A 19,128-nucleotide genomic window follows, 5' to 3' on the forward strand; every position below is an offset into this window, starting at 1 on the left:
TTAAGGCCAATTATATTGGGCTGGACTTTTGGGTTCAACTTCTATTTTTCCTGATTTCCATAAAAATCTATCATATGCATAATTAGATATATCTAATGTTGCCTGATATATATATTCTTCAGACATTTTATATATTACCTCTTGACGCTTAATATAAAAACTTTTTAACCAAAGTTCATCTTTTAAGTTTTTATAGGTCTGTTCTAATTTATTAAAAATATCATTTTCAATTTCCTGGTAACCTGATAAAGACCCGTACTCTTTTATAACTGAGTCCATTACCGAGTTTTGATATGTAACTCCAAAAATAGGTACTCCAAACGAAATAGCTTCTGCAAATTTTCCTTTTAATAAATCTTGATGAGTGATTGCGTCTAACACCAAAACACAATCAGCAGTAGCGGTTATTTTAAGAACTTCTTCTCTGCTCAACTTAAACAAAATTTTCACGTTAGGTATCGCTTCTCTTAACCACTGAATAGAGGAATCATCATATTGAGAAAGTATAAATGTAAACTCTATTTCTTTTGCTGCTTCAGTTTTACAAAAACGTTGTAATCCGCTATTAAATTCTTCAGTAAAAGCACTTTTATAAAAAGTTCCTGTATAAATGTATTTTAATTTTTTATTATTTTGATTTTTTATTCCTCCTTTATATAGCGAATTTTGATTAGCCATAGCATGAGGTATCACAAAACATCTATTTTTATCTAACTTATATTTTTCTGCCATATACATGGCTAACCTATGAGATGGAAATGTCCAACATTGGGTTTGATCTTTATAATCCGTTAGTATTTTTCCCTCTGTTAACTTTTCTCCATCTTCCTTTACTGAAAATGGATCATTTATATTGATAATTAATGGCGTGTTTTCTTTTTGGGGAATTGGTAATAATGAAAAGACTGGTAAAACTCTAGACCAAATAACTTGATCTGATATTTCTAAATTAGGTTTTAGTTTATTTCGTTGGAATTTTATCCACAAAAACTGATAGAGTGAATCAACTTTTTCTGAACCAAAAAATCGTTTAAAAAACTTGTTAAGTATTTTATAGGTCACACCTATAAAACTGGACTTATTTGCTTTGTAATATTTATAGATAAAATATAAATACTTAGACAACTTAGTAACTTGGCTTTTATGTATAGTTTTATGAGATGAAATAACTTTGGTTTCTACTCCATTTTTCTCTAATACATCAATCCAATTTTTGTTTACAATACCTTCACTAGAAGCTATCTCTGGATAAACTGCATATGCACTAATAATGAGTCTTTTAATCACTGGTTATTGTTTAACATTTGAACTTTCTACTACAGCAAACTTCTTTTTAATTTTTAAGAAAGGAATTTCAATATAACGATATGATAATTTTGCCACAACTATTGTTATTAACAAAGTAAGAATGTGTACTAAAAAATAATTTATTCCCACCCCTTTAAAAAGATAAACTAGTACATAAATAACTGTTAAATGGTAAATATAAATTCCGTATGAAATTTGACCTATGAAATTAAAAACTTTATTCTCTAAAGATATTAAGGTTTTACTATTGGTAGCTACGTTTAAAATAATTATCAGATAAAATATAGAATTAATTTCTGAATCAATAATTGTGTAAAAATGTATTGGTTTCACTAAACACGAATAGAGTAAAATTCCCCAAGCTAATAATTGGATCTCTTTTCTATAGACAAGGCTTAATATTTTTTTCTTATTAAATACCAAATAAGCACCCATAGCTCCTAAAGCCATAATATTTAATCTCCAATGATAAAAGAACGATACTAAACTTGGCATTTTTACCGAAAACAGTTTAAAGCAAACAATTTTAACAATTAAAACCGCCAAATAAAACCAAATGAAAACTTTTAAATAATTAGATGCTCGTTTAATTATATGAGGCCATATTAAATAAAACTGTTCTTCAACTCCTATAGACCAAAGAGGGTTAATAGAGGTTATTGCTATTTTTAAAGCATACGCTACATTAGCTAACATAAATATATATAAAACAGTACTTTCTAAAGCATAATTTACTTTAGGAATAATTTCAAAATGCATTAAAATTAATGTTAGGAATGTTATGATATAATAAATAGGCCATATTCTATACACTCTACGCAAATAGAACTTTTTAAAGTTAATTGTTCCTGTTTTTTCTTTTTCTGCAAATAATAAATAAGTAATTAAAAAACCGCTTAAAACAAAGAATATATCTACAGCTCTTGAAGCCATTCCGGTATTATAAAAACCTTTAGGAATAACACCAAACAAACTAACAAACCTATCAGTATGCCAAATAACAACTAGTAAAGAAGCTATTGCTCTTATACCATTAAGTCCTTTAAAATAAATTGGTTTATCACTACTCATTTGCAAATATTGGAGCTAAAGTTTTTCCTAAATGCTCTATACTCAAATAATCATCTAAATCTGCTCTATTTAATTTTAAGTCATTAGAGCTTTTACCCCATTGCAAATATAATTTTTCAATTAAAATTGCAATTAATCTAGCATCATCTATTTCAGCTATATAAGGGTAATCGTCTTTTAACAATCGTTTAGTTTCACTATAAAAAGGGCCTAATAATAAAATAGGCTTATTAGCTTTTACACAATGTGTAAACTTAGCTGGTAAAAAAGGACTTATCTCAGATTTCGCTTCTAAAATAATATTTACACTGGCATTCTTTTGAATTGTATATACCTCATCAAAAGGAACAGATCCCTTACTCCAAAAAACATTATCGTTCAGTTCATTTTCAAGAAAATTTTGATGATAACTTGCTGGCCCTAACAACAATAGAATAGAATCATCTTTTGCTTGGGGATTATTTTGTAAAAACATTTTGTAACCAGCTATTAAACCTCTAGGATCTCTTTTAGACATTAAGTTACCAGCATGCAATAAGGTAAATTTGTCTAGGCTAAAGTAGCTTGGTAAGCTTTTTTCACCTTTAACTTCTACTCCCTGATGAGGTATAACCATTCCTGTTTTTAAAAAATTAGGAAAATAACTTCCCATCCATTCTTTTAGTAACAAGCTTGGAAAAGCACTATACTTCGCTTTTTCTGAAACTTTTCTAAAAAAAGACTCTTTATACCGATGTCCTTTCTCAACCCAATTGTAAGGTCTTGGATAATAATGAAAAGGATATGGGTCATGCACATATGCCATCCACTTATTATATAAATTAGGAAAACGCAACATTGCATGGTGAGGTCTAAAACTTGCTCCTTTACTTAAGGTTAATATTAAATCTTCGTTAGAAGAATACTTTTTTATAGCCTTACTAATACTTTTGCTATCATTAAAAAAGGTAAAAGAATGTCCGAATATATTTTCTAAAAAAACTGACATATTTATTTTTAATAATCGACTTATAACTCGTTGAGTTCTACTCAAAACATATGTACAACTAGCTTTCCTTTCTTTAATAGAAATAGTTCTTATAGAATCTCCTAACTGTATATTCTTGCGTGTATAATGTAGTACTGTAACAATATAATTTAATGCGGCCAAGTTTTTTATTAAAGCTACATTTACCTTAGAGCCACTACTATCGTTTACATCTATAGATTCTACAACAACTAATATCTTTTTTTTTGTAGGCACACTATTTATTTTTTAAACTCTTTAACATTGATTTTGCTCTTTTCCAGATTGGAAATATAAGGTATTTGATTTTAACCTTACTGGAGTCTTTACTTCCTAACCCCATTAATTTAATTAACTCAATTAGAAGTTTTTTATCTCTATAAGCAATAGCACAGTTTAAAAAGTAACTTTGCAATATTGTTGAAAGCTTATTCTTCTTTTTTAAATTTTGAGCAACTAAATAAATTGCCTTTTTTTTAGAGTTAACCCTAATAGGATCATTATTCCAAAACTCTCCTGTGTTTGATGCAATATGTTTTCTGTTAAAATACAGTTCGGGATTAATTATTATTCCTTTGGTATCATTACTAAAAATCCTTTGGTAACACTCCCATTCTTCTGCATACATTAAACTTTCATTAAATCTGATATCTTTAAAGCATTCTCTTTTCCATAATACTGTACAAGAAGCAATCCCTATTTTATTTAATACCATTTGTTCCAAAAAATTTTCTTTAGTATTTACTAAATCAAAACCTTGAATCTTTTTAAAATTGTAATCAAACTTTTCTGTAAATGATTTCTTTTTATAATGGCAAAAATCTCTTTTAGAAGAAACAAGACTAGCTACTGTTACTTCTAAGGCTTGAGGATGAATGATATCATCATCATCAAAAAAAACAATAAAATCTCCTGTAACTTTATCTAAACCAAAATTTCTGGCACCTGGAAGCCCCTTTCCATATTTATTGGTTCTCTTAAAAAACTGAAAACGATCGTCTTTTTCTATAAAACTTAATACTACTTCTTGTGTATTATCTGTTCCTCCATCATCAACAATAATACACTCCCAATTTTCATGTGTTTGTTTTTTTATACTGGCTAAAGTTTCTACAATATAATGCGCTCTATTGTAGGTAGCCATTATTATAGATACTTTATTTATGTTCATCAATAATTTTATTGTAAAAATTTAAGGTATTATCAACCATTTGACTTACTGAAAATTTATCTACTATCGTTTTTCTAGCTCTTAAAGCTACCTGATCGGTATTATTTTTAAAAATAATATTAATTAGCTTTACAAAATCTTCCTTTGAGCTTGCAATATAACCATTTTCATTATTAGAAATGATTTCTTTAGACACCTCTATGTTAGAAACTATAACTGGTTTTTGCATAGCCATGGCTTCTAGAAAAGAAAAAGGAAAATTCTCTCCTTTAGTAGGAAAAACAAAAACATGAGCTTTATTTAATATTTCTGGAAGCAAGGCTCTATCTACTACCCCATAATAGGTAGTTCTTAATAATGCTTCTTTAGAAAACAGTGATTTTAAATTATCGAAATATTTTTGCCCTTTACCTATTAGGTGCAAACTGGCTTTTGGAGTTGTTTTAATAAGTTCATTAAAAATAAAGACTAATTCTTTCAACCCTTTATTATCTGCTAAAGTTCCAAAATAAAAAATAGATTGCTCTATTTTACTTATTTGAGTATTAGGGCAAAAAAAATCAGTGTTTATTCCGTTATAAATTACCTTAATATTATTTTTATTAAATACCTCGTTATTAATTTTTCTAGAATATTGAGAAACAGCAATAATGTTATGAAATCTTTTAAACGCTTTTTGTTCTAGCTTTAAAATAGCATCATCAAAAAGAGAAATGCCAAAATACTTTTTTAACACATTTGCAGAGCCATGGCATCTAATTATGACTGGCAATTCTATTTTATCTAAATAAAGAAAATTTGCTCTATAATCCCATGTTTCAATTATATCTATTTTTTTTCCCTTTATGAATCTTTTTAATTGTTTAGCCCACAAAAATCTATCAAAATCACCTTTTAAATAATTATACTTGGCTACCGGCAATGTTCTTTTTGCTATTTTAAGTAATAAATTGCTTTTTATGTTTTTATTAAAACTCACAAAAACTCCTTCGTCTGAAAATGATATCGCTTCTTTTCCAAATCCAAAAACATACACTTTGTGACCTTTTTTTACCAACTCTTTTGCTAGAATCTTAAAAAAAGTTCCTGCACCACCTGAAGCCTTAAGTTTAGGGTGATTGTATTCTGAAGTAAACAATAAAATATTCATAACTTCTGAAATAATTATTGCATTAACTTATTAATTATCCTAAACAAACCAAACCCTTTTATTTTATAAGCTTTTAATAAAATATCTGTTACTATAGAAAATCTAATTTTTTCACTTTTAGTCAAATAATTCTGTTTTATTAAATACCTTAAAATCTTTTTATTTTGCTCAAACAATAAAGGCATCTCTACTAACACATACGTTTTAAAGAACTTTTTGTAATTCATTAAAAAACTACGTTTTAGCGTCTCTTTTTTTTCATTAGAATTAGTAGATCCAATTATATTTTTATCAAATAATAAGCAATAATTATAAAACGAATCTCCTGCTTTTTGAAGAAAGGTTTTTGTTTTTCTTTTAGTTACATAGTTTTCATCATTCCTATAAAAACAATCTATTATAGGGTATAATTGATAGGAATTAGAAAAATATGTAGCTCGTAAGCCTAATTCTAAATCTGTAAATATTTTCAGTGATTCACTAAACCCTCCTATTTTTTTAACAAAATCGGCTTTGTATATAGGACAAGTAATTTGCCATTCACTTCTCATTCTTAAAAAAGAATTAAAGATCTCTTTATGAGACATTAAATTCTGTTTCCCTTGCTTTAATTTTAAATCTGGTATTTCCTCATGGAATATTTCCATCTGAAAAACTAAAAAATCAAATTGAGGAGTTTCTTTAAAACACATTACCCTATTTTCAAGCGAATCGAATGCTAACAAATCATCCGAATCTAGAAAAATAATATACTTCCCTTTTGATTTTTTAATTCCTATATTTCTACAAGATGAAGATCCTTTTACTGCTTGCTCTGGTCTATTATAATACCTAAACCTACTGTCTAGTTTTTTATAATGTTCTAAAACTATTAATGAATCGTCTGTAGACCCGTCATCAACTATAACACATTCCCAATTCTTATAAGATTGATTTAAAACACTATTGAGCGTATCTTTAATGATATGCGCTCTATTATAACATGGGATTATTATTGAAACTTCAGGAGTAAACATTATTCCTTAATTGTTTATTTTATTTAAACTATCTATTGTTAATTCTTCTTCAAAAAGAAATTTATTCTTTTCTATTTTTTCAATAGACCAATTCCACCATTCAAGCTCTTCAAGTTTATCTATAACCTCTTTTTCAAATCTATAAGTAATAACTTTAGCAGGAGATCCAGCAACAATACTATAGGCAGGAACATCTTTAGTTACAACACTATTTGCTGCAACTATTGCTCCATTATTAATGGTTAACCCTCCCAAAATAACACTATGAGCTCCTATCCATACATCATTTTTAATTTCAATATTTCCTTTACTTACTCTCTCATTAGACCATTTTTCATTAAATAAATTTTGCCCTATAAAATAGGTCGTAATTTTTTTATAGTTATGATTAAATACCTGCATAGACACATTACGAGCAATAGAACAAAAGCTCCCAATTGAAACCTCTTGTTCTTTTCTGGTTATAATATCAATATTTGGTCCCCAAAGTGAGGAGTATTTATCTATTTTTATATTTCCAACTAAATTACACTTATACAACTTAGTATTTTCTTTTATTTCGCAATTTCCTTCTAATACAGCTTCTTCTATATAGGCTTTATTACCAATAGAACCCTTAAAAAAAAGAGTAGACTTTATAACCTTACTTTCATTTCCTAAAGTTACCTGATTAGATATTTTACTTCCTATTACTTTAGTAGATGATGGATAACTTATTGCTATAGAATTAAGTTTATCTAATTCCTTTTTTAAAGTCCTAATTATTTTATTTTTTATTCTAATAAGCATTTAAAAAATATTAATTGATCGTAGATATCACTGTTTTTAACTCTTCTTCCAATACACTTGAAGACAGTATACCTAACAAAACATTTCTATTATGATCTATTTCTATCGTTTGTAATTGATTCTTAATATTTTGCTCATTAAAATCATTCTCATAACAATAAACATTTACTCCCTTCTCTTTTAAAAAATGATAAAAAGTATTTTTTTTACTTAAAAACACCTTTGCTCCCATCCAAATTAACGCTATTGTATTCCCTACTGCTTGTTGTCTTCTGTTATTAAAAACAACTACTTTACATTTTTTTATTATGCTATTGTATTCATCTAAAGCCAAAAAGCTAGTCAATGGACTAAACTTTTCACCAAATAAACGCTCTCCAAACTCAAGTATTTCTTTTATATAATGGTTGTCTCCATAGCTTAAAGGAGCAACTATTTCTTTAAAATAAGAGTTACAATTCTCTAGTTTTTTAAAAGTATCTATATGGTTAGCATAAGGAACTCCTGAATGACCAATAAGTATATTGGTTTTATCTGCTTCTACAGCTAAGTCGTTTACATTTATTATTTCTTCTAGAGGATAATACCAAAAAGGGAAAAACTTTTTCTTATAACCTATAATTTTCTGAATATATTCATATTCATTTTTAAAAGAGCTCCCTAAATAGTCAATTCTTTCCATGGCTAGTTTTTTTAGCTCATATTCAGAATAAGGCAATTTCTTTTTAAGTAATCTATAATAAGGCCTGCTCCATTCTTTAAAACGAGTCTTAAATTCTCTTCTCTTTTGACCGTATTTACCGAACGTTATTTGATCATATAACATTTTATCCGGAAACAATCTTTTATCATTATAAACCTCAAATCCAAAACATAACCAAACACATTTTACTTCTTTAGGTAAGTTTATTACTAAATTATAAAACCTAGGAACTAAACTATGGAATATGACTAAATCTGAACTTTTAATAGTTGAAAAAATTTCGACTTCAGGAGAATTAACAATAACCTCGTTAATATTTTTTATTCTTTTTATTTTATTTTCTCCATCATCTGTAAACACATAAAATACATTCTTTCTAGGCATTACCTTTTCAAATTGCCTAATTGCAGAATCTATAAATATTCTATCTTCTGCTATATGTATAACTCTGTTAACCATTAACTAATTCTTATTAAAAAATTCGAGTATATTTTTAATAACTAAAACTTGATCCTCTTTTTCTAACTCATAGTATAATGGCAACCTCAATAAAGTATCAGAATAATTCTCTACTGCCCTCAACTCTTTTCCTTCGTACATGTCATTAAAAAACGGACTTTTATGCAATGATAAATAATGGAATACAGCTGTTATGTCTCTTTCTTTTAAAAAACGAATCAACGCTGTTCTTTCTTGTAAAGAAGAACATAATAAATAATACATATGAGCATTATTGGTACAGTTTTCTGGAATAGTAGGCAATTTAACTTGATTAGATTTCTCTAGTTTTTTTAACCCTTCATTATATGCATTCCAAATTTGCTTTCTTTTAGCTTGTATTTTATCTAGATTTTCTAATTGAGCCCATAAAAATGCCGAAATAATCTCAGAAGGTAAAAAAGAAGATCCTACATCTACCCATCCGTATTTATCAACTTCTCCTCTAAAAAAGGCTGAACGATTAGTTCCTTTCTCCCATATAATTTCTGATCGCTCTATAAACTCATCGTCATTAATAACTAACACTCCTCCTTCTCCAGATTGAATATTTTTAGTTTCATGAAAAGAGAAAGCCGCTAAATGACCTATACTTCCTAAAGGTTTTCCTTTGTAATAACTATCTATTGCTTGTGCTGCGTCTTCTACTACATATAACTTATGAGTATTTGCTATTTTCATTATTGCATCCATTTCACATGCTACACCTGCATAATGCACAACCACAATAGCTTTTGTCTTATTTGTTATAAGGTCTTCTAACTTAGATTCATCTATATTAGGATTATCTTTTCTAGAATCTGCAAAAATAATTTTAGCTCCTCTTAAAATAAATGCATTAGCTGTAGAAACAAATGTATAAGAAGGCATTATAACTTCATCTCCAGGTTGTATATTCAGTAATATAGCACACATTTCTAAAGCATCTGTGCAACTTGTTGTTAGCAAGGCTTTTTTTACTCCTAACTTCTTTTCGAAATAAGCCTGACACTTTTTAGTAAACATTCCATTACCCGAAATTTTACCTGAATTTACTGCTTCTTCAATATATTTGGTTTCGTTACCTGTTAAATATGGTTTGTTAAATGGAATCATTACTATCTTATAAATCTTGCAGGATTACCAACATACAATCCTTCTTTTTCTATATTGTTAATAAGCACAGTTCCTCCCCCCAGTTGAACATTGTTAACTGTAGTTATATTATCTATAACTGTGCTATTTATTCCTAAAATATTTTTTTCTCCAACAGCACAAAAACCTGCCAAAGCTACTCTAGGCGACAAAAAGCTATGAGCTCCTATTTTGGTATCGTGTGCAACTGTTACAGCTACATTAAGCAAGCTATTCTCCTGTATCTCTACCTGAGCATCTATTAAGCAACCTGGGTAAATTACAACACCATCTGCTATAATTGCACTTTCGTCTGCTATAACTGAACTGTGTATCAATTTACCAAAGGGAATTACTCCTTTAAGTTTTTTATAAATATTTGATTTAAATTCAATGTGTTTATAACCAATTCCTATTAGAATAACATCAAAAACATTATTATTAAATGCCTCTTCAATTTCTGCTATTTTCCCTAAAACTGGAATATTTTTAACTAAAGCACCTTTTGGAGTAAAATCATCAAAAAAACCAACTACTTTATACTGCTTATCTGTTTCAGCATAATAAGCTATTTGTTGACCTAAATCTCCCGACCCTATAATAGCTAATCTTTTCATGCTTTTAAATAATCTTTAATTTCTTGAAAGCTCTTTATACTCTTATTATAGTTTGAATAAAATCCTTCTCTATCTATTAAAACAGAATTCATATTACATTCCTTAGCTGGAATCATATCTAATTTAATAGAATCTCCTATGTAAAGTAATTCTTCTGGTTGAAAACCAGTTAAACTAATTGCTTTTTTATAAAACTTTTCATTAGGCTTTGCAACACCTAATTCTTCAGATATAGCATATGCTTTAAACTCTACACCTAGTAATGAGCTTAACAGTTTTATTAGATTTTTATTAAAATTTGAAAAGACAAATAATGGTAAATCTATTTCTTTGAGTTCGGCAACATCATCATATATCTCCCAAGGTAGGTTCTTACAGGCGTAGAATATATCTTTTAACAATTGTTCTTTAGGAATTATACCTAAAGATAACAATAACTCACTATTAAATTTCTTATAAAACTCTTCGCCAGTAACATCTGGAAAAAAAACACATTCACTAATTAGTTTATGATGAAACATAAACTTTTTCATATCTATATCAAAACCGCTACCAACTAATACATTTAAATAAGCTTTATAAACTTCTGGTTTATAAATTAAGGTATTTGCCGCATCAAAAACAACTGCTTTAATCATACTTCTTAATAAATATAGGCATTTGATTCGTCATTTAAATCTGGGTAAATAACATCCATCAATATTCTTATTGCTTTCCCCTTAGTTATTTTGGGTAGGTCTAATTTTTCTTTATATAAATACTCTTGCAAAGTATATTTAACATCTTGAAATCCGAAATTATGTCTAATAGAGTTTGTTCCTGAAATTCTACAGTTAATTTCAAAAGGTACAATTTCTCCTTTATCAGTAACTATAAATTGCATATTAGCGCTCCCTTTAATATCAATGCAATTGATTATTTTTAATAAAATATTTTTAATCTTATCATCATATTCAGTAACTACCTCACATTGTTTGGTAGCACCATTACTCAAGCTTCTCTCTAATGAAATAAAACCATGCAATTCATTATCTTTAGTTACATAAAATGCCGTTGTTAATTCCTTCCCTCTATGTAGCTCTTGAATAAGGTAATCTTTATCTAGATAATTATATTGTTTTGGGTTAATTTCAATTCCCCTAGAACCTCTACCTTCTCTTGGTTTTGCTATGCACTCATTAAACTCTCCTTTATAATGAGATGGCAAAACAGATTGAGCAAATGGAATATTATTCTGTTTATGAAAGTTGTATGTTTTGTATTTATCTATATAAACTTCTAAAGTTGAAAATGGTGAAGTAACTACAGTACAAGCTATTTTATTGATAAATTTTGACAAATAATATGATTCATAATCTGTAGAAGGCAAAATTAAGTCTACTATTTCTTTTTTAACAATCTTTACTATTGAATCTACATAACCATCGTCATAAGCATATGGAGTAATATAAGTGGCATCACACAAATGATTACCTTCTGTGAAAGCAATAACATTTGTTCCAATAATTTTAATATTATAAGATAAAGAACGGATGTTTCTAATAATTCCTTGACCAACATTCCCTCCTATTCCAGTAACAAGTACTACTTTTTCTTCCATTCAATTAAAGATAATACCCCTTTATCTAAATTTATTTTAGGGTTAATTGCTAATATAAGATTTGTTTTAGAATTGTCATAAACAAATGAAGGAGATAGATCTGAACCGTTAAACTTAATACTCACTTCTGGTAAATACGATTTAATCATTTCTGCTACTTCTCTATTAGAATGCGATAGAGTATTCACTGCGAGATAAATTTCATTTTTTTTCTCTAAAGAAGCTTTATATAAATACTTTACTACATCACTTACATGAATATAATTTTGTTCTCTTTCGCCATTACCAAACAAACAAATAGTTTTCTTACTAATAGCATTGTCTATAATAATTGGCAAAAAAGTACTATTTGACATACCGCTTCCATACATAGATGAAATTCTAACTATTCCGTAATTTTTATGCTTACTAACTATTTGTTCTCCCCAAAACTTAGATATCCCATAAAAAGATTTTGGACTTATAACACTATCTTCTTTAAGAACTTGGTTTGATAAATCGTATACTGAAACTGAAGAGCTGAAAACGATTCTAGCGTTTTTATTTTTTTGACAAATTTTGCTTACCAAAGAAACATTTGAATTAAACAAACTATCTAAATTATCTATAGAATCGCTATTAGGTATGAAAGCTGCTAAAATATAAACCGTAGTGTACTCTTTCTTACTCGACAAGGCTTGTTCTATATTGATGTAATCTACACCTTCTATTGAATTGGCTCTATTTTTATGATATACACCAGTTACTTTTTGATTAAGGGAAATAAGGTATTTACATAAATAACTACCTAAAAAACCATTAGCTCCAACAACTAAATTTTCATTTTTCATTCTTAAAACTTTGATTTAGTTTTTACAACGGTAAACTTCTTTTTCATTTTTAAAAAATAACTTTCAAACACCTAAATTAAAGCTATTTAGTTAAATAGCTTTAATAATGTTCAATATTAAAAGAGTTTAATCATTCTCTTTTATATTTCTTCAATAGCTTTAATCAAATTAATCTGTGCTTTTTCTTTTAACCAAATTAACTCTCCAGCATCTTGCCAAGGTTTATCTAATTGTTTTGATAAATAATCTTTTTCCCATTTCCAATTAGGAGAATCTATTTTTTTAACCTTAATCTTGAAAGTTGCATCATTTAATGATATTCCATTTTTACGGGCCCAAAATGCAGTAAACCTAGCAATTCCATATTCAAACTTTTTAGGCTTTACTAGTGTTCCATTAGTTCTAAAGCCTAAAAAAGCCCATACAGATCCTGTGGCATTTTTATTTGCCATACCGTTCTCATTTACATACGGCAACCAAATTTCTTTTCCATCTTTTACATAAGTTATACCTACTACATGATTGTAACCATCAAAATGCCCATCTAAAAAAACTGTATGATTTGTTATGCCTAATGTTACTTTTGAAAAAGCAGCAATATTCTTATTTACCATATTAAACCTACTATCTAAATTAAGCATACTTAACACCTTGTAAACTTCTTTATTTAAAGGCTGCATAAAAGCTGCATTAAAGCTTGTATTTACTTGAAAAAATAGCATCGAAATAAACAAGACTTTTAAAATCATAAACTTTCTTTTCTGGGGAACTACTCCATAAGAAACATTTGATTTAAAGATCTTTTTTATATAAAAAACCAATTTTGTCGATACTTCCCAGGAGCTTATTTTTAAGAATAATTTATCCCATAAAGAAACAGGCACCATTAAAACATAAAAACTCATCATTCCTAAAGCAAAATATGGTATAGGGAACTCTAATAAGATACCTAAATGCAAACCTACCCCAATAATCAATATGGGTATTCTGAGTTTTTTAATAAAGAAAACAAAAACAAATATAAACTCGAAAACTAATGTTAGATACCCTAAAAATAACATAAGGTATTTTTGATTTAACAACCACTGATCATTAAAAATAGTTATTTGAGGTGTTGATGCTGGCAACCATACTCCTAAACCATTTAACCACATTTTAGATGTTAGCTTACATAATACAGAGTCAAAATACAAAAGTCCTACACATAAAAAAAGAGGGAAATAATAATACAAAACAGAAACTTTATGATCTGATGAATTATCTTGACTTATAAGCTTGTCTATAGAAAACTCTTTAGACAAAGGTAAAAACATAGCTAAAAAATTCATTCCACAATAAACATAATCCATATGATACTCAAATGAACTAAGTGTAGAAATAAATATTAATGAAAATAAGTAATTTATAATAACCAAGAATCGAGTATGATAACCAATAACTATAAATATTAGTATTGATAACCATATAATTAACGGGTAAGTAAAGTCTAATTCAAAAGGTTTTATAAAAGGTACAGTGTCAAAAAAAAGCTGTCTATTATTGTAAATATATTTAACTTCAAAAAAAAAGTTTAAAAAATATATAGCTCTAAAAACCCCTAAACCCGTGGCAGAAATTTTCTTTTCAAAAAGTTTATGCATCCATTTCATAAATAAATTATGAATTTAAAACATTCCAGTTCAACTTTGGTCTTACAACCCCATTCACTTTTCCTAAAAATCCATTTTCTCTTTCTACATCTTTCACTTCAAAAACCAATAACTCAGATTTTAAATATATTCGTTTCATATTTTCATCATGAATATATAAACATATTTGGTATACATCATTGTTTAAAAAATTAGAAGGTATCGTACAAGTAACTATTGTTTCTTTAGATAAATTTGAATTGATCATACTACCTGAACCAAACACCACATCGCCTTTTAATGTCATTAAATCATACCCTACAGATATCTGGCTATTCTGAGTTTTATTTAACAGTTTTATTTTAAGTATAAATTCATTTGTTATATCAATAACATCATAAATATTTGTTGAGGATGTATTTTCTATACCCGCATATAAAATCTGTACAGAATCGTTCCCCTCAAAAATTCCTTTTTGTTCAAAATCGATTATTTTTTCATTTTGAGCACTTGAATTTAAGTACTTAGAAATTACATCGCTAGGTCTTCCTTCAAATTCAACTTTTCCGTTATTTAAAGATATAGCTCTTGTACATAAAGTTTCTACCGCAGCCATATTATGACTTACAAATAATACAGTTCTACCTTCACCGGTAGAGATATCTTGCATTTTACCAATGGCTTTTCTTTGAAATTCAGCATCACCTACAGCAAGAACTTCATCAACTACTAATATATCTGGCTCTAAATGAGCTGCAACAGCAAAAGCTAAACGAACTTTCATTCCAGAAGAGTATCTTTTCACAGGAGTATCTATATATCTTTGGCAGCCAGAAAACTCAATAATTTCATCAATCTTTAAATTGATTTCTTTTTTAGTCATCCCTAAAATAGCTCCATTCAAATAAATATTTTCTCTTCCTGTCATTTCTGGATGAAATCCTGTTCCAACTTCTAGTAAAGAAGCTATTCTTCCTTTAGATTTAATGCTTCCAGTTGTTGGCCCAGTAACTCTTGATAATATTTTAAGTAAAGTAGATTTTCCTGCCCCATTTTTACCAATAATCCCAAGCACTTCTCCTTTTTTAACCTCAAAATCAATATCTTTTATAGCCCAAACATACCCATGAGTACTTCCTGCAGTTGCTCTATCGTTTTCTTCTCCAACCTTTAAATAAGGATCTGATTTTCCTCTAATTTTGGCCCACCAACGATTTACATCATGACTAATAGTTCCGGTACCTATAGTTCCTAATCTGTATTGTTTTGAGACATTACTAATTTTTAATATAACATCTTCCATATACTAAACTGTATCTATAAAGGACTTTTCAGTCTTGTTAAAAACAACCATACCAAACAACAATGTTATCAATGCTAAAGCAAAGATTTTAAGCATATCAACAAAAAGAACATCTCCTGTTCCTAAAATAATTCTTCTAAAAGATTCTATGATAGTCGTTAACGGGTTGTACTCAACTATCCATGAATATGCTGGCAACTTAGTTTTAACCAATTCTAATGGATAAACTACTGCAGATAAATACATTAACAACTGTACCCCAAAACTAACTAGAAAAGTTAAATCTCTATACTTAGTAACCATAGATGATATTAACATTCCTATACCTAAACCAAACATTGCCATAAACAACACTAAAAAGGGTAAATAAAGCACACTTAATCCGATATTTACTTGCATACCATTAAAGGCATAAATTGCATAAAATATAATAAACATCAGCATCTGTATTCCAAACTTTAACAAACCTGAAACCACTGTAGACATTGGCATAATAACTCTTGGAAAATAAACCTTACCAAATATTGCTTGATTTTTTCTAAACGTGTCAGAAGTTTGCACTAAACAATCTTTAAAGTAATTCCAAGCTGTAATTCCTGCAAGGTTAAACAAAAAAGAAGGAACAGGATCGGTAGCAATATTAGCTATATTATTAAAAACCAATGTAAATATAACAGATGTAAACAAAGGCTGAATTATATACCACAACGGACCTAAAATTGTTTGCTTATATACAGTTATTACATCTCTTTTTACAAACAAAAAAAGTAAATCTTTATAACTCCATACTTCTTTTAAATTAAGACTTAAAAGTTTAGTACTAGGTTTAATTTCGTATAACCACCTATCCTCATTATCTCTTTTCATTAAAAGTGATTTATTTTCTTTTAAAAATATTAACGATTCTTTTCCACCACGGTATTTCTACATCATTTTCATGATATCCATTTCCATACACGCCATAACCATATCCATAACCGTAGCCATAGCCATAACCGTAACCAGACTTTGCTTTGTAGTAATTTAATATGAAGCTTATATTATTAACTTCTCCGTTTTTATACTTTTCATTAATAAGACCTAACATTCCTTTTTTAGAATAATTCTGCCTTACCATATATAGGTTTGCATCAGAAAATCGAGTAAGATCTAAAGCATCTGTAACTAATCCTAACGGTGGAGTGTCTAATATTATATAGTCGTACACCTTTCTTAACTCATTTATAAACTCATCCATTTCCTTACTAATTAAAAGTTCAGAAGGGTTTGGAGGTATTGGTCCAGATGTAATTAAATCTAAGTTGGGTATGTGTGTTTTTTGTATAATTTCTGGCAATTCCTTATTTTTTACTAAATAATTTACAACACCAAAATTATTATGTAACTTAAAATCATCAAATATTTTTGGCTTTCTTAAATCTAATCCAACCAAAACCGTTTTTTTATTACTCATAGCGTACATTGTAGCTATATTTATAGTTGTAAATGTCTTTCCTTCTCCACTTACAGATGATGTAACCAATACTACTCTAGTACTGTCTTCTTTCTGAGATTTTCTATAAACAAACTCTAAATTAGACCTTACAGACCTAAAAGCCTCTGCTACTGAAGATTTTCCTTTCTCAAAAACTACAAGTGTTCTATCACTTTTACCAATAGCTCCTAAAATTGGAATTTTAGATAAAAATTCTATATCGTCTGGTCCAGTAATTTTATTGTTTAGAAAGAATAACAATAACACTATTAAAGTTGGTACTATAAAGCTAATAGCTAACGCAAAAATATAATTTAGCCTTTTATTCGGTCCTATTAATCCTCCACCTACATCTTTTGCTGTATCAATAACCAACAAGTCAGAAACATTAGCAGCTTTTATAAGTCCAGCCTCATTTCGTTTAGCTAGAAATAAGTCATATAAATTATTACTTAAATTATATTTTCGTTCAATATTAATAAGCTTTTGTTGATTTTCTGGAAGCTTAGAGAACTTTCCTTCTACTTTAGCCAACCTACTATTTACAGACTTTAATTCTATAGACAAAGCATTTCTATAAGAATTAATATTTTCTAGTAATACCGTTTTTATAGCTGAAATATTTCTATCTAAATCTTGGAAAACTGGTGATGTCTCTTGAAAACTGTTCTTTAGTTTTGAACGCTCAATAGATATTTGATGAATTTTAGATACGTTCCCTGTAATATTAGGATCTTCTATACCAGCTACTGATGGAGCAGGAACCTGCTGGTATTCTTTCCTGTTAATTAAATAGTCTTCTAATATTTTTAAATAATCAAATTTTTTATCAATCATTTGCTTTTCTATATCTAGAGAAGTTAGTTCTCCAGACAATTTTGCTCCTTCAGAAGACAAGTCTAATGATTTCGTTTTTCTTCTAAAATCATTTAAGTTCGATTCGTTATCTTTTACATGAGATCGTAAACTATCTAGCATCTTATCAATAAATGTAATAGTTCTTGTAGCATATAGATTCTTTCTTTCTAATTGATCTCTACTAAGTACTTTTACCGATGCGTTTAAATAATCTACTAACCTTTTTTTATTAGTCCCTCTAAGTACTAAATTAACTATAGGCGACCCTGTATCCATACTGTTTACAGAAATCCCTTTATATTGAGATACCGTAGCATCAAAATCAGCAAAATAGATACTAAAGGGCGACAAATCTTCTATTAATTCTCCAGATAGCTTATGTAGCTTAAATGACATGTTTGGTAATTTAACCAAGCTATCGTAATTAAATATTCTACTTATTTTTTCTCCTTTTTGTTGTACCCTCTTTTTATGTTTAGTACTATAATTTTGAGCTATTGCAGAAGTTTTCTCTGTATAAGTTACACTATACTTGTAATCATCTATTGGTTTTATTTTTACAGACTGATTTAAAATCTGATATGAAGAGGTATCAACTTCAACCAAAAAGGGTACTTTTTTATATGCATCATACGACCAATATTCTGCTTTTTTTACATAGTTAACATAAAACTGTAAATACTCTACTACCTTTTCTGTATGGGTTCTAGACTTTAATAAAGTAATTGTTGTTTGTATTTTATCTGATGCCCCTCCCCAATTAAAAGTCAAACTCGTATTACTTGTAAAAAAAGGGTTTTTATCATTAGAAACAACAACATTTGTTGCCATTTGATAAACTGATTGCTTTCTTAAATTAATTTGATAAGCAGTTACTAAACTAACTGCTAAAAAAATTGCATATAGAGGCCAAAAAGCTATAATCTTAAAAAACAAGTCTTTAAAATTAAGCATCGGCTTAACTTCCGAAATTTTAAATTCTTCTTCCATCAT

Annotated in this window: 17 protein-coding genes; all 17 read right to left on the reverse strand. The window is 28.3% G+C overall.

What is annotated here, in order from left to right; genetic code table 11:
• The 17 genes from ACFQ1O_RS01180 to ACFQ1O_RS01260 all read right to left on the reverse strand — a co-directional run bounded on the left by ACFQ1O_RS01180 (window position 1) and on the right by ACFQ1O_RS01260 (window position 19,128).
• Window positions 1-1,287 carry a hypothetical protein gene (locus tag ACFQ1O_RS01180; protein ID WP_377712454.1) on the reverse strand — a complete coding sequence of 429 codons (1,287 nt, stop codon included), beginning with the start codon at window positions 1,285-1,287 and terminating at the stop codon, window positions 1-3.
• A gap of 3 nt (window positions 1,288-1,290) precedes the next feature.
• Window positions 1,291-2,379: an acyltransferase family protein gene (locus ACFQ1O_RS01185; RefSeq protein ID WP_377712456.1), complete on the reverse strand. Its 1,089-nt coding sequence runs from the start codon at window positions 2,377-2,379 to the stop codon at window positions 1,291-1,293.
• Window positions 2,372-3,622, reverse strand: coding sequence for a UDP-glycosyltransferase (locus tag ACFQ1O_RS01190; RefSeq protein WP_377712458.1), 1,251 nt, complete (start codon window positions 3,620-3,622; stop codon window positions 2,372-2,374). The genes ACFQ1O_RS01185 and ACFQ1O_RS01190 overlap by 8 nt, the downstream gene beginning before the upstream one ends.
• Window position 3,623: 1 nt before the next feature.
• On the reverse strand, window positions 3,624-4,556 hold the full coding sequence (locus tag ACFQ1O_RS01195; protein WP_377712460.1) for a glycosyltransferase family 2 protein: 933 nt from the start codon (window positions 4,554-4,556) through the stop codon (window positions 3,624-3,626).
• Entirely contained in the window at window positions 4,543-5,706 is a 1,164-nt protein-coding gene (locus ACFQ1O_RS01200; RefSeq protein WP_377712462.1) for a glycosyltransferase family 4 protein, read from the reverse strand. Before ACFQ1O_RS01200 ends, ACFQ1O_RS01195 begins: the two co-directional genes overlap by 14 nt.
• A gap of 14 nt (window positions 5,707-5,720) precedes the next feature.
• On the reverse strand, window positions 5,721-6,722 hold the full coding sequence (locus tag ACFQ1O_RS01205) for a glycosyltransferase family 2 protein (protein ID WP_377712464.1): 1,002 nt from the start codon (window positions 6,720-6,722) through the stop codon (window positions 5,721-5,723).
• Window positions 6,723-6,728: 6 nt separating this feature from the next.
• A complete protein-coding gene (locus ACFQ1O_RS01210) occupies window positions 6,729-7,511 on the reverse strand; it encodes a CatB-related O-acetyltransferase (RefSeq protein WP_377712466.1) in 783 nt (260 codons plus the stop codon).
• Window positions 7,512-7,521: 10 nt separating this feature from the next.
• Entirely contained in the window at window positions 7,522-8,673 is a 1,152-nt protein-coding gene (locus ACFQ1O_RS01215; RefSeq protein ID WP_377712468.1) for a TDP-N-acetylfucosamine:lipid II N-acetylfucosaminyltransferase, read from the reverse strand.
• Window positions 8,674-8,676: 3 nt separating this feature from the next.
• Window positions 8,677-9,807 carry a dTDP-4-amino-4,6-dideoxygalactose transaminase gene (gene rffA, locus ACFQ1O_RS01220; protein ID WP_377712470.1) on the reverse strand — a complete coding sequence of 377 codons (1,131 nt, stop codon included), beginning with the start codon at window positions 9,805-9,807 and terminating at the stop codon, window positions 8,677-8,679.
• Between the two features lie 2 nt (window positions 9,808-9,809).
• A complete protein-coding gene (locus tag ACFQ1O_RS01225) occupies window positions 9,810-10,442 on the reverse strand; it encodes an acetyltransferase (protein ID WP_377712472.1) in 633 nt (210 codons plus the stop codon).
• Window positions 10,439-11,080: an HAD family hydrolase gene (locus ACFQ1O_RS01230; RefSeq protein WP_377712474.1), complete on the reverse strand. Its 642-nt coding sequence runs from the start codon at window positions 11,078-11,080 to the stop codon at window positions 10,439-10,441. Before ACFQ1O_RS01230 ends, ACFQ1O_RS01225 begins: the two co-directional genes overlap by 4 nt.
• 5 nt (window positions 11,081-11,085) lie before the next feature.
• A complete protein-coding gene (locus tag ACFQ1O_RS01235; RefSeq protein ID WP_377712476.1) occupies window positions 11,086-12,042 on the reverse strand; it encodes an ATP-grasp domain-containing protein in 957 nt (318 codons plus the stop codon).
• Window positions 12,027-12,872, reverse strand: coding sequence for an NAD-dependent epimerase/dehydratase family protein (locus tag ACFQ1O_RS01240; protein WP_377712478.1), 846 nt, complete (start codon window positions 12,870-12,872; stop codon window positions 12,027-12,029). The genes ACFQ1O_RS01235 and ACFQ1O_RS01240 overlap by 16 nt, the downstream gene beginning before the upstream one ends.
• 140 nt (window positions 12,873-13,012) lie before the next feature.
• The gene (locus tag ACFQ1O_RS01245; protein WP_377712480.1) at window positions 13,013-14,512 is read right to left on the reverse strand and encodes a hypothetical protein; all 1,500 of its coding nucleotides are present in this window, start codon (window positions 14,510-14,512) and stop codon (window positions 13,013-13,015) included.
• A gap of 16 nt (window positions 14,513-14,528) precedes the next feature.
• A complete protein-coding gene (locus ACFQ1O_RS01250; RefSeq protein ID WP_377712482.1) occupies window positions 14,529-15,803 on the reverse strand; it encodes an ABC transporter ATP-binding protein in 1,275 nt (424 codons plus the stop codon).
• A 3-nt stretch (window positions 15,804-15,806) separates the two neighbouring features.
• Window positions 15,807-16,670 (reverse strand): ABC transporter permease, encoded by an 864-nt coding sequence (locus tag ACFQ1O_RS01255; protein ID WP_377712484.1) that lies wholly within the window; start codon window positions 16,668-16,670, stop codon window positions 15,807-15,809.
• Window positions 16,671-16,680: 10 nt separating this feature from the next.
• Window positions 16,681-19,128 carry a polysaccharide biosynthesis tyrosine autokinase gene (locus tag ACFQ1O_RS01260; RefSeq protein ID WP_377712486.1) on the reverse strand — a complete coding sequence of 816 codons (2,448 nt, stop codon included), beginning with the start codon at window positions 19,126-19,128 and terminating at the stop codon, window positions 16,681-16,683.

The sequence above is a fragment of the Pseudofulvibacter geojedonensis genome (assembly GCF_042675745.1).
GTDB classification, from domain to species: Bacteria; Bacteroidota; Bacteroidia; order Flavobacteriales; family Flavobacteriaceae; genus Pseudofulvibacter; species Pseudofulvibacter geojedonensis.

Coding starts and splice junctions, on each gene's coding strand:
- ACFQ1O_RS01185 (WP_377712456.1), bottom strand. CDS start 2,379: ATGAGTAGTGATAAACCAATTTATTTTAAAGGACTTAATGGTATAAGA.
- ACFQ1O_RS01195 (WP_377712460.1), bottom strand. CDS start 4,556: ATGAACATAAATAAAGTATCTATAATAATGGCTACCTACAATAGAGCG.
- ACFQ1O_RS01200 (WP_377712462.1), bottom strand. CDS start 5,706: ATGAATATTTTATTGTTTACTTCAGAATACAATCACCCTAAACTTAAG.
- ACFQ1O_RS01205 (WP_377712464.1), bottom strand. CDS start 6,722: ATGTTTACTCCTGAAGTTTCAATAATAATCCCATGTTATAATAGAGCG.
- ACFQ1O_RS01210 (WP_377712466.1), bottom strand. CDS start 7,511: ATGCTTATTAGAATAAAAAATAAAATAATTAGGACTTTAAAAAAGGAA.
- ACFQ1O_RS01215 (WP_377712468.1), bottom strand. CDS start 8,673: ATGGTTAACAGAGTTATACATATAGCAGAAGATAGAATATTTATAGAT.
- rffA (WP_377712470.1), bottom strand. CDS start 9,807: ATGATTCCATTTAACAAACCATATTTAACAGGTAACGAAACCAAATAT.
- ACFQ1O_RS01225 (WP_377712472.1), bottom strand. CDS start 10,442: ATGAAAAGATTAGCTATTATAGGGTCGGGAGATTTAGGTCAACAAATA.
- ACFQ1O_RS01230 (WP_377712474.1), bottom strand. CDS start 11,080: ATGATTAAAGCAGTTGTTTTTGATGCGGCAAATACCTTAATTTATAAA.
- ACFQ1O_RS01235 (WP_377712476.1), bottom strand. CDS start 12,042: ATGGAAGAAAAAGTAGTACTTGTTACTGGAATAGGAGGGAATGTTGGT.
- ACFQ1O_RS01240 (WP_377712478.1), bottom strand. CDS start 12,872: ATGAAAAATGAAAATTTAGTTGTTGGAGCTAATGGTTTTTTAGGTAGT.
- ACFQ1O_RS01245 (WP_377712480.1), bottom strand. CDS start 14,512: ATGCATAAACTTTTTGAAAAGAAAATTTCTGCCACGGGTTTAGGGGTT.
- ACFQ1O_RS01250 (WP_377712482.1), bottom strand. CDS start 15,803: ATGGAAGATGTTATATTAAAAATTAGTAATGTCTCAAAACAATACAGA.
- ACFQ1O_RS01255 (WP_377712484.1), bottom strand. CDS start 16,670: ATGAAAAGAGATAATGAGGATAGGTGGTTATACGAAATTAAACCTAGT.
- ACFQ1O_RS01260 (WP_377712486.1), bottom strand. CDS start 19,128: ATGATGGAAGAAGAATTTAAAATTTCGGAAGTTAAGCCGATGCTTAAT.